Source organism: Okeania sp. SIO1H4, from assembly GCF_010672695.1.
Taxonomy (GTDB): Bacteria; Cyanobacteriota; Cyanobacteriia; order Cyanobacteriales; family Microcoleaceae; genus Okeania; species Okeania hirsuta.
Map to the genome: position 1 here is coordinate 1 of NZ_JAAHGB010000121.1, position 10854 is coordinate 10854.

At 40.7% G+C, this 10854-nt stretch carries 6 protein-coding genes and 2 pseudogenes; 4 read left to right on the forward strand and 4 right to left on the reverse strand.

What is annotated here, in order from left to right:
• The 3 genes and pseudogenes from F6K06_RS32260 to rlmD form a co-directional block, all read left to right on the forward strand.
• Window positions 1-150: pseudogene (locus tag F6K06_RS32260) on the forward strand (transposase); the annotation flags it as partial.
• 278 nt (window positions 151-428) lie between these two features.
• Window positions 429-1436 carry an RNA-guided endonuclease TnpB family protein gene (locus tag F6K06_RS32265; protein ID WP_205127310.1) on the forward strand — a complete coding sequence of 336 codons (1008 nt, stop codon included), beginning with the start codon at window positions 429-431 and terminating at the stop codon, window positions 1434-1436.
• A 274-nt stretch (window positions 1437-1710) separates the two neighbouring features.
• The gene (gene rlmD, locus F6K06_RS32270; RefSeq protein ID WP_287244348.1) at window positions 1711-3195 is read left to right on the forward strand and encodes a 23S rRNA (uracil(1939)-C(5))-methyltransferase RlmD; all 1485 of its coding nucleotides are present in this window, start codon (window positions 1711-1713) and stop codon (window positions 3193-3195) included.
• A gap of 324 nt (window positions 3196-3519) precedes the next feature.
• Here the strand turns inward: rlmD and F6K06_RS32275 are convergent.
• A pseudogene (locus tag F6K06_RS32275) lies at window positions 3520-4229 on the reverse strand (RNA-guided endonuclease InsQ/TnpB family protein); the annotation flags it as partial.
• A gap of 315 nt (window positions 4230-4544) precedes the next feature.
• Here F6K06_RS32275 and F6K06_RS32280 point away from each other — a divergent pair.
• A complete protein-coding gene (locus F6K06_RS32280; RefSeq protein WP_124144180.1) occupies window positions 4545-5189 on the forward strand; it encodes a hypothetical protein in 645 nt (214 codons plus the stop codon).
• A 909-nt stretch (window positions 5190-6098) separates the two neighbouring features.
• Here the strand turns inward: F6K06_RS32280 and F6K06_RS32285 are convergent.
• From F6K06_RS32285 to F6K06_RS32295, 3 genes are all read right to left on the reverse strand, one after another.
• Window positions 6099-8432: an Ig-like domain-containing protein gene (locus F6K06_RS32285; RefSeq protein WP_161564922.1), complete on the reverse strand. Its 2334-nt coding sequence runs from the start codon at window positions 8430-8432 to the stop codon at window positions 6099-6101.
• Between the two features lie 530 nt (window positions 8433-8962).
• Window positions 8963-9817: a sulfotransferase gene (locus F6K06_RS32290; RefSeq protein ID WP_124144178.1), complete on the reverse strand. Its 855-nt coding sequence runs from the start codon at window positions 9815-9817 to the stop codon at window positions 8963-8965.
• 840 nt (window positions 9818-10657) lie between these two features.
• Window positions 10658-10783 (reverse strand): hypothetical protein, encoded by a 126-nt coding sequence (locus F6K06_RS32295; protein WP_275670318.1) that lies wholly within the window; start codon window positions 10781-10783, stop codon window positions 10658-10660.
• Between the last annotated feature and the right edge of the window lie 71 nt (window positions 10784-10854).

Genomic DNA, 10854 nt, shown 5'->3' on the forward strand with positions numbered 1-10854 from the left:
GTCAACTGTTGTATTTACCTCCTTATTCACCAGACCTCAATCCCATAGAGAAATGTTGGTCTTGGCTTAAAAGTCGCATTCGTCACCAGCTCAAAGGATTTGATTGTTTGCTTTCCGGCGATTGAATCAGTTCTGCAAGCAGTGTCCTAACCGCCTTGGCGGTTGCTATATATTTCCATGATTCGTTTAATGCTAAAACGTTTAGCGATCGCTACTAATACTTCATAATTCTTTACAAACAGCCTCTAAGTAAAATGAGTTCGATCAGGATTTACGCAGAAACCGGGTTGATCGACAAAATTTCGTATATGACAGCCAATAATTAGGGTGATTAACTGTTGAATGAAAATTGTATAAAGTAGTTGCTATTTGTAGAAAAGTGTTGTAATATTAAACAGGTAATAACTCTAATGAATTATAGCGGTTAAATGAGACTTGTTGACAGACATATTATTAACCGAACACATCAGTATTGGCGGGTGTGTGATGAGTTAGCCTTTAAATCAAAAAACTTGTACAACCTGGCTAACTATTATTGTCGTCAGCATTTTTTTAAGTGCGGAAAAAGTCTAGATTTAACTAAACTGTACCACGCCACCAAAGATAGCGATGCCTACAGAGCATTACCAACTAAAGTATCAAAACAAATAATAAAATGCTTGGTTGCAACTTGGCGTGGCTATTTTCAAGCTATAAAAGAATGGTCAAAATATCCACAAAAGTTTCTAGGTAAACCCAAAATACCAAAGTATAAGGACAAAACCAAAGGCCGAAATGTAGTTATCTACTCAAAAGAGTCTGTATATAAAGCACCACTAAAGGACGGTATTTGTCACTTATCTATGAGTGATATCAAAATACCTGTAGTGGTTGAGTCTGTAGTTGAAGTGAGGATAGTACCTGCAACTGGCTGCGATGTAATTGAAGTTGTGTATGAAAAAACTGAACAACAACGGATAGAGTCTACATATGTAGCAGGAATAGATTTAGGGATTGATAGATTAGTTGCTCTAGCTACAAACAAGCCTGGTGTGAAACCTCTGCTTGTTAATGGGAAGCCACTAAAAAGCGTCAATCAGCTTTACAACAAGCGAAAAGCTAAATATCAAAGTGTTCTCAAGGGCCAGAAAAAAACTAGCCGTAAGATTGAAGCGTTAACCTATCACCGAAATCGTTTTGTGGAGAATTATCTGCATAACACCAGTAAATTAGTGGTTGAGTATTTAACTACAAATAATATTGGTACTGTAGTCATAGGCAAAAATGATAATTGGAAACAAGGTGCAAACATCGGCAAAAAAAATAACCAAAATTTTACTCAAATACCACATTTTAAGCTAGTAAAACAGATAACTTATAAGTGTGTGTTAGCAGGAATTAAAGTGATTGAGACTGAAGAAAGTTACACCAGTAAAACTTCTGCACTTGACCTATAATTGCCCTGTCAGCATGAATTGTATGTAGGTAAACGAGTCAAACGTGGTTTATTCAGGAGTGCAACTGGTAAAGTGATTAATGCTGATATTAATGGTAGTCTTCAAATATAAGATAAGAAATTCCCAGGGGCATCTACTGCCGAGGGAATAGTGAGCTGTGCCGTACAGCCAGTATTGGTTAATCCAATACCAAGATATTAAGCTGTCACGATTTTCTACAGCTTAGTTCGTACGGTTATACATGACTCTAAAATTTTGTAGACAAAAGAAATGAGTGAATATCAATAATCAAAACCTAGCTAAACTACCTTGTGAACAAGGTCAACTTGTAGAAATAACTATCACAGACTTAACAGATAGCGGTGATGGAGTAGGTCGCTATGGTCAAAAAGTCATATTTGTGCCTGATACAGTTCCGGGCGATCGCCTAGTTGCCCGTCTAACAGTGGTCAAACCAAAATATGCTTATGGGAAATTACACCAACTCCTAGAAACGTCCAAATATCGTATAAAGCCTTATTGTATAGTTGCAGACAAATGCGGTGGTTGTCAATGGCAGCATATTAGTTATGAATATCAGCTTCAAGTTAAACAAAATCAAGTTATTCAAGCTTTAAAGAGAATAGGGGGGCTAACATTATCAGCAGTAGATCCAACTCTAGCATCTCCAGCAGCTTTTGGATATCGCAACAAAGCTACATATCCTTTAAGTATTTCTACTACAGGTCAAGTTAAAGCTGGCTATTATCAAAAAGGTAGCCATAAAGTGATTAATCTGAATCAATGTCCCATTCAAGACGAACGTTTGAACCCTTTACTCAAAGAAGTAAAACAGGATATTACTAGGCAAGGCTGGAAAATATATGATGAACAAAAACATACAGGTATTGTACGCCATTTATCTTTGAGGATAGGTAATAACACAGGGGAAATATTGTTGACTTTGGTTATAAATGGAGAGGAGGAAAAAACAAAAGAATTATTACCAGGTATCGAAGCTCAAGCACAAAAATGGCTAGAAAATTATTCTCGGTTAGTAGGTGTTTGTTTGAACTACAACTCCAAGGCAACAAATACTATTTTTGGTCAACAGACTGTTTGTGTTGCTGGTCGGTTGTATCTGTACGAAGAGTTTAGTGGTTTAAAATTTCAATTGACCCCCGATACTTTTTTCCAAGTAAATACAAAGACTGCGGAAAAATTAATGGAGGTAGTTATTCAAGAGTTGGCTTTGAACGGACGGGAGATTATTGTTGATGCTTATTGTGGTATCGGTACTTTCACTTTACCTATAGCAAAATATTTGCAGCAAGTGGGCGTTCCCGGTCGCGACTCTATGGAAATAGCAGGTGAGGAGTTGTTACAGGGGGCTAGGAAGGGCCTAGTCATTGGTATAGAAGTTCAACCGATGGCTATAAAACAGGCTCAGTTGAATGCTGAAACTAATCACTTGACAAATGTCATTTTTCATGATAGAAAAGTTGAAGATTTACTACCTGAGTTGCAAGTAAAGCCTGATGTAGTTTTGTTAGACCCGCCGAGAAAAGGTTGCGATAACTCTGTTTTAGAAACTCTGTTACAAATTCTACCTGAACGTATAGTTTATATTAGTTGTAAACCTCCTACCTTGGCTCGTGATTTGAAATTTTTATGTTCGACAGGTAAATATGAGTTGAGTAAAGTACAACCTGCAGACTTTTTTCCTCAAACTGCTCATGTCGAATGTGCTGCATTTTTAGTAAGAAAAAAGTCAAAATAAGTAAAGTAGTTTTGGCAATTTTCCTGTAATAAACTCGCTTTCAACTGAATAAATATTGATCGAAGGGGAGAATTATAGCGGTTTTCACAAAGGTAGACTACAAAACTTCTGCCTTCTGCCTTCTGCATAGCTGCCTTTCAGCCCAAAATCTCTGTATTCTATGTTCATGAAAACTGCTATAATTATACAGTTGATTTCATCAAGGGTGAGATACCCCCCCCGTGGGCAAGATTCTCACAGCACAAACCTTTTATCCCAGATTCCGCACGACAAAATGTAGTATGTAAAAGTTAGAAAACTTGAGTAATAGTAATATCATGTACTCAGTTGATTAATGGCGCGCTGGCGGTTGGCACTGCCTTTCTGTTTGCGAGAAACACGACGCTGATAGAATTTCATCCGTTTCTCACTCTTTCTGTAGAATCTGGGGTTCGGCTCTGTATTACCATCTGAATCGGTGTAGAATTCTTTTAAGCCCACATCTAAACCGACATTTCGTTTAGTGGGTAAGGTTTTAACATGAACATCTACACTGATACAAAACTGTCAATAATAACCATCAGCTCGTCTGACCAGTCTCACTCGCTTAATTTTCTCAACTGGATAGAATGCCAAGTCCCACGTCCCAATCAGTTTGAGTCTACCAATACCTTTTTTGTAGGTAAATTGAATATGTTTGGGGTCTAGCAATTTCCAGCCCGATGTCTTGTATTCAACAGAGCGGCTATGTTTCTTGAATCGTGGGTATCCCTTTTTCCCAGGGATATTTTTCTTGCAGTTGTCAAAAAACCTAGCAATAGCTGACCAACACCGTTCTACAGACGCCTGACAAGCATGGGAATTCAAATCTTGAACGAATGGGTACATCGAACGCATTTCGGTATTATAGGGATACAGTTCTTTTCTACCTAGTCCTCGACGATCCATCCAATAGCGAAGGCATGAATTTCTCACGAATTGAGCCGTCCGAATAGCCTCATCAACGGCTTGATATTGCTGAAGTTTTCTTTGACTTTGAATTCGTATACTATCATAGTTTTGACTCTAGCAAGTCTTGCGTATATTATTAGTATATCAGGTTCAATTTAATTTGTGCAACGCCGATTGAGGTTAACCGTCCTAGAAGGACGGGGCTTGAGACCCGCATCCAACTTGAGCTATCTATTTATTTCACCACATAACTATAACAATCTCAACTAAATTATATCAGAATAATTAACTACCCTAGATTCTCGATTATAATTCTAGTAAATCTATAAAAATAATTGAATACGATCCGGAAAGCTACTCTCTAGAATGGGAAAATAGAATGTAATTAAGGTCACAATAGAGGCACAAAAACATTAAAAATGATTAACTTTCAACCACAGCCGATAGAAGCAAAATTAAGTAAATATCAATTCATGCAACCATATTTTCCTATCTACATAGTTTTAGATAAAAATCTGCCATATTATCAGAATTTTGCTGCTTGGTTAGAAGCTAAAATTGTCACTCCTGATTTAACTACTTCTATCAATGAAACTTTGCCATTTTTGCTAGAAGCGTTGCAAATAACTTGGGAAAGTGAAGGCGATCCTCAACAAATTTACCCTCTAATTGTAGAAAATCTTGATTTATTAGAGCCTCATTTAATATACATTTTACGCAAGTGGGCGAAGCAAGTTTTTCCTAACATTTGTCAAAATAGGGCAACTACAACTGCTAGTGCATTAGTAAATTTTGGTCGGATTATTTGGGCACTACCGGATGGAGATTCTGATGTTAATTTAGAAATTGCTTTAGCTTGCTGCGAGTTAGCTTTAGAAGTACTTAATTTCAATTATTTTCCCTATGAATGGGCAATAGTTAATCACAATCTAGCTGTAATTTATCAAACTCGCTGTTATGGAAATTCTACCCATAATTTAATTAAGTCTTTTGAACATTATCTACAAGCAAAATTAGTGTTTCCAGAGCAAAATTTACCTCAACAATGGACTGATTTAAGTTAGTATTAGTAAGCTATTCAGTATTTAAACTATTGAGGTTAGCTACAGTATTAATTTATTTCCTAAGCCAACCACCCATTTGCACACCTACATTACTAGCAGGATGGTATTGCCTGTTACCTGTTCCCAGTTAAGTGTTCCCTACTAAATGCAAAAAGTCTATATCTTTTTCGGAGATGTCTTTTTAGTAACTATAATGGAACAGGACAAACAACATAAATTCCTCAAAAATCTAGAAAAATAAATTTTAGTGCGCAAGTTCTATCTAACAAACTTCTAATAATTCTGGTGTAAACATCATTAGACATCCTCAACGTAAAAATTCGATAATGCGAACGCATGGAGAACAGTCTGGTTGTTCAATGTTTTGAGATGTTTCCCAAGTTACAGCAATTTGATTATATGCGTATGTTTCCATATTTGATAATTTCAGAATTTAACTCTATAAATTTATAATTCATGTTTTTATTCTACTAAACCGGAAATCTCAAAAAATTTATAGCAATGAGCGCTCAGGTATTTACTATATCAAAGAGCAGTTCATTAATGGATAATGGATAATTGATAATTACCTCTGGTTAAAACCGCGCTTGATTGAATATAAGGAATATTGTCTTTCGTCATTGCGACGATAGGAAGCAACCTCCTCAACCACTGAGATTGCTTCCTTCCACTCCGTTCCAGTCGCTGCGGACGTGGGTATAGTAATTATCGGGATTTGATATGACTCCTGACTCCTACAAAATTATACTTTTATTCAGCAACACCCTGATAACTGATAACTGAAATGACACTTGTACTCAAGCTTTGAATGCTTGAGTACAACATGGGTTTGAGTTCCCGTTCTCAGTCAATAAGTATTCCTGGTGACAGCGATGAACTGCCACACAGGAATTGAGATTTCAACTCAACTTAAACTGCGAGAAAATCTGAACTGTCGAGATGAGCGGTATTAAACCAGGGCAACTTCGCCAACACTTCATTAGTCGAAGTCTCGATAATCTTGTTGCCAGAGAAGGACAAGTCATTGAAGGTTAAACCATCTGCTAATCCAATCTTATCGACTCCAGGTTGGAAAAATCGGATCGTATCCATACCTTCTCCACTAGCGATGACTATGGTATCTTGACCAAATCCTCCAACTATAGTATCTTCACCTAAGCCACCGTCTAGTAAGTCATTGCCAAAACCACCGAATAGCTTATCGTCACCGTCTCCACCTGTGAGGGTATCGTGGCCCCAACCACCAGAGAGAACATCGTGACCACCATCACCATCAATTTCGTCATCACCAGTCCAACCACCTAATTTATCGTTAGCAGAGCTGCCAAAGATTACGTCATCACTAGCTTTGGCGTTGATGCGATTGCCACTGACCAGATCCATCACAATCACATCAGGGTTAGGAGTACCTTGATTGTTAGCCAGAATTAATTCAAAGGTATCACTGATTGTACCACCGTTGCCATCATCAGCTGTGACGGTTATGGGAGTGATACTAGCAGAGTTACTGCTACCAGTTATAATTCCAGTATTAGTATCAATACTAAACCCACTTGGTAAGTTAGACGCGGAATAGGTAAGGGTGTCGTTGGTATCAACATCACTGAAGTAGACACTGGTATCAAAGGATAAGTTCTCGTTAGTAGAGATGATTTGGTCATCAATCTCTTGTGCTAAGACTGGTGCATCGTTGACACCATCAATGGTAACGGTGGCAGTGGCTGTATCCGTTTCACCGTTGCCGTCATCAATGGTATAGGTGAAAGTTTCAGTTGTACTTTCTCCAACACCTAGACTCTCAAATTGACCGTTAGGATCGTAGTCGAAAGTACCATCACTGTTAACAGTTAACAATGCGCCAGAAGTTAAAGTCACTTGAATGTCAACATCAGCAGCATTGCCGTTTACTTCGGTAACTGTAAGGGGATCGCTGTCAGGGTCGCTATCGTTAGTGAGGACGTTGCCACTGAGGAGGCTGTCTTCATCAGTTGTTACTGCATCGTCTACTGCATCCGGTGCAGCGTTACTATTCGTAATGGTAATCGTACCTAAAACATCATCGTTATCGGTAGCTGTTCCTGCATCATCCGCCGCGCTGTTGTTACTGTAAGTAACGTTAGAACCAGTAACGGTAGCTAGGGTAGTGGGCATTCCCTGGTTGTTGCCATTAGTATTAGTGGTGGACTGCATGATAAAAACCGCTCCGCCCAAGCCTAGACCATCGTTACCCCCAGTACCACCGGTAGCACTGTTATTGGTAAAACTGGTGTTATTGAAGCTTAACGAACCAGTGCGGACAAAGATGGCACCGCCGAAGCCAGCCCCACCACCACCATCACCCAATCCATCACCAGCGCCAAAGCCGCCGTCGCCGCCGTAGCTGCTGCCGCCGCCGTAGCCGCCGTCGCCACCGTCGCCCCCAAAAATGTCAATACTGAAGGCTAGCCCAGGTGAGCCGGCAATGCCGCCACCACCACCAAAGCCGCCGTCGCCACCGTCGCCACCAGCGCCGTTGTAGGTGTAGCCGTAGACGTAGCCGTCACCGCCGTCGCCACCTTCGCCGCCACCACCACCGAAGCCGCCGTCACCACCGTTACCACCGTTGCCGGCGAAGTAGTAGCCGGCAGTGTAGTCGGCGTAGGTGTAGCCGCCGTTGCCGCCGTTGCCGCCATTGCCACCGAAGCCGCCATTGCCACCGTCAGTGCCGTCACCAGCGTCGGCGAAGTTGCCGTAGCTACCTTCGCTACCATTGCTACCGTTGCTACCAATTAGTCCAATGCCACCACCAGTACCACTGGAACCAACACCACCGCTACCGCCTTGGGCTAGGTTATTAGTGAAATCGACATCGGTTAAGGTGACGGTGCCATCGGACATAAATAAGCCGCCGCCCATACCAGCGCCGCCGCCACCAGTGTCACTATCTCCGCCTTTGGCGACACCATTAGTAATGGTCAAATCGGAGATATCAACGGTTCCTGACTTGATAAACAAAGCCCGAACATCTCCTGCATTAGCTATCCCGTCATTATTGGCATCCCCACTCAGGGTATAGTTACCACCAACAATAGTGATATTGCTGTCAATGAGGGACTGCATGGTTCCTGTCAGGCGAACATCGTTTTGCAGGGTAATGGTATCATCTCCTGCCATTGTGTTAGCTTGAGCAATAGCATAACTGAGAGTACCTACCTGATTCCCAGTTCCGTCATCAGTAGTTTGGTTAACGATAAAATTTGCCATTGTTTTTTCTCCTTAATTTGAGTATGACTTATATCATGTCCGGATGATTAGTTATGATTAGGATATAGATGGAAGAGATATCTCAAACCCTTGCGATTGATTCCTTCCACTCCGTTCCACTCGCAATGACTTTACATGATATTACGCAAAAGCGAGGTAATTACGTCATTACGTTTTGCTGGCGCATAGCTTCCGCTAACGGCTGTCGCCGACATGTTTGCGGAGCATTCCGTCAGGAAAAAGCGCAGCTTTGCGTTAGCGCCAGCTTTGCTTTGCAATAGCAAGCGACAGCGTTTGCGGAGCATTCCGTCAGGAAAGTCATCGCAAAAACTCCGAGATTGCTTCCCTACACTGCGTTACGGTCGCAATGACAAATCAACCTGGAGTAAGTCCTGTTAATTTCATTGCAAGTGTTTACCAAAAATCATTGGGTCTAAAGTCCCGTCTTTTAAGACGGAGCAGAAATCTGTGTCTCAAAAACAACTTTTGATAATTTCCCCTCCTGGGAGGGGTTAGGGGTGGGTTGACTTCTAACTTCTGACTTCATTGACTTCTGGGGGGTTTGCTTGAGCCACAATCACATTAGCGAGACTGTTGCTGGGGTTTGTCCAAAAGGATAAACCATCGTATTTAGCAAACAAATCTGGGGGTAAAACCGTCTGTCGGGGTTGAAACTCCACTTTAGAGCGTACTGTATGTAAGCCTTTGGTATTCAGTCGATTATCAAACTCATCAGCTTGATACTCCACATTCTCAAAATCATGCTCGAAGGGTTCTTCCCCCAAAAACTGATAAATCAGGGACAGAGTTTTATCTGGAGCTTGGGCCAATATGTCATAATCCACTAGGAGTAATGAAGAACTATATTCGCTATAAAACGCTTCTTTGAGAGCGTTATAAGCAAATCCCACTAATCTTCCTCCCTGACTCAAAGCTTCCGTGCGAGTGTAAACCGTAGAACGTTCACCTGAATTGTTAAATAAGCGGGACACCTCAAAAGTATTTTTTCTGACTAACCTTTCCACACTATCCATAATCCAAGCCACATTGCGGACGCAGCAAATCACTTTAGAGTCAGGAAATAGGTCCTGAATTAAAGACAATTTGCTACACCAGAGACGGTTAGTATCAAAGATTACTTCTTTGTCCCCTTGTGCCTCATAAAATGTTGAAAAAATAGTTAAGGTTAATGCTCGTTTTTGTTCAGGTGTGATAAAGACCGAAAACTCATTGTTTTCGCTCATCGCTTCTAGTAGTCGGTTCACCAGACCCCCCACTGGACTAGACATCCCTGCATGAAACACAGGATTTTGGCGAAGTAAGGCTCCTAGTAAGGTGGAGCCAGATCGCGGTAGTCCTGAGATAAAATGGATTTTTTGTTTCATTCTCTACTTTTGGCTTTGGTTTGATAGGTGTTGAAAGCCAGAGTGAGATGGTGTTTGACCAGGCAGCCAGCAAATTCGGGAGATGTGGTAATCTCAAAACTAGAAGTTTGAGCAGTGGGTTTAGGGAATTTGAGTCACTACTGACAATTCAACAGATATTTAGGCATTTTCAGGAATTACGCATAAGGAATGAAATATCAACATTTGAGATTGCTTTCCTGACGGACTGCTCCGCAAACGCTGTCGCTTGCTATTGCAAAGCAAAGCTGGCGCTAACGCAAAGCTGCGCTTTTTCCTGACGGAATGCTCCGCAAACATGTCGGCGACAGCCGTTAGCGGAAGCTATGCGCCAGCAAAACGCAATGGCATAAATGCGTTATTTTGCGTAAGTCCTGATTTTATTTTACTGACGTAGTTAGGACACGCGCAAGATCAAATCAACGATGCAAAATTCAACAAAATCTATGACAGAGTTTGAGAATTTCTAAGTGTCCTAACCATGTTGCATTTGGATTATAATTCCACCCCCCCTAGTGTCAAGAGCATTTCGCCAATTGCATCAAATCTTTATGAAATTTTCATACTATTAATACATCTTAATGTTTAAGATTGCGATCGTTTATTTAATTAAAATTATTGAAAGGGGCGGGTTAATAATTAATACAGGGCTGACGCAAAGGCAATATATATGGATTGATCTAATTTCCTATTGTGAGGTACAGTGCTTTCGATCCCCCCTAACCCCCCTTGAGAAGGGGGGAACTGGAAGTCCCCCTTTTTAAGGGGGATTTAGGGGGATCGTTTCTAAATTCTCAATTCTAAATTCTCAATTCACTTTGGCTACTTATTAAACGAAAACTGAGCAAAACTTAATTCATTAACTTTATTCCAATTAAAAACTTGCTCTCGAAATTTTTTCCACTGTTGATAAACTTCGTTAAAACTCACAGAAAATAAATATAGCATTTCTCACCTTTTGTGAGTTACAGTGCTTTCGATCCCCCCTAACCCCCCTTGAGAAGGGGGGAACTAGAAGT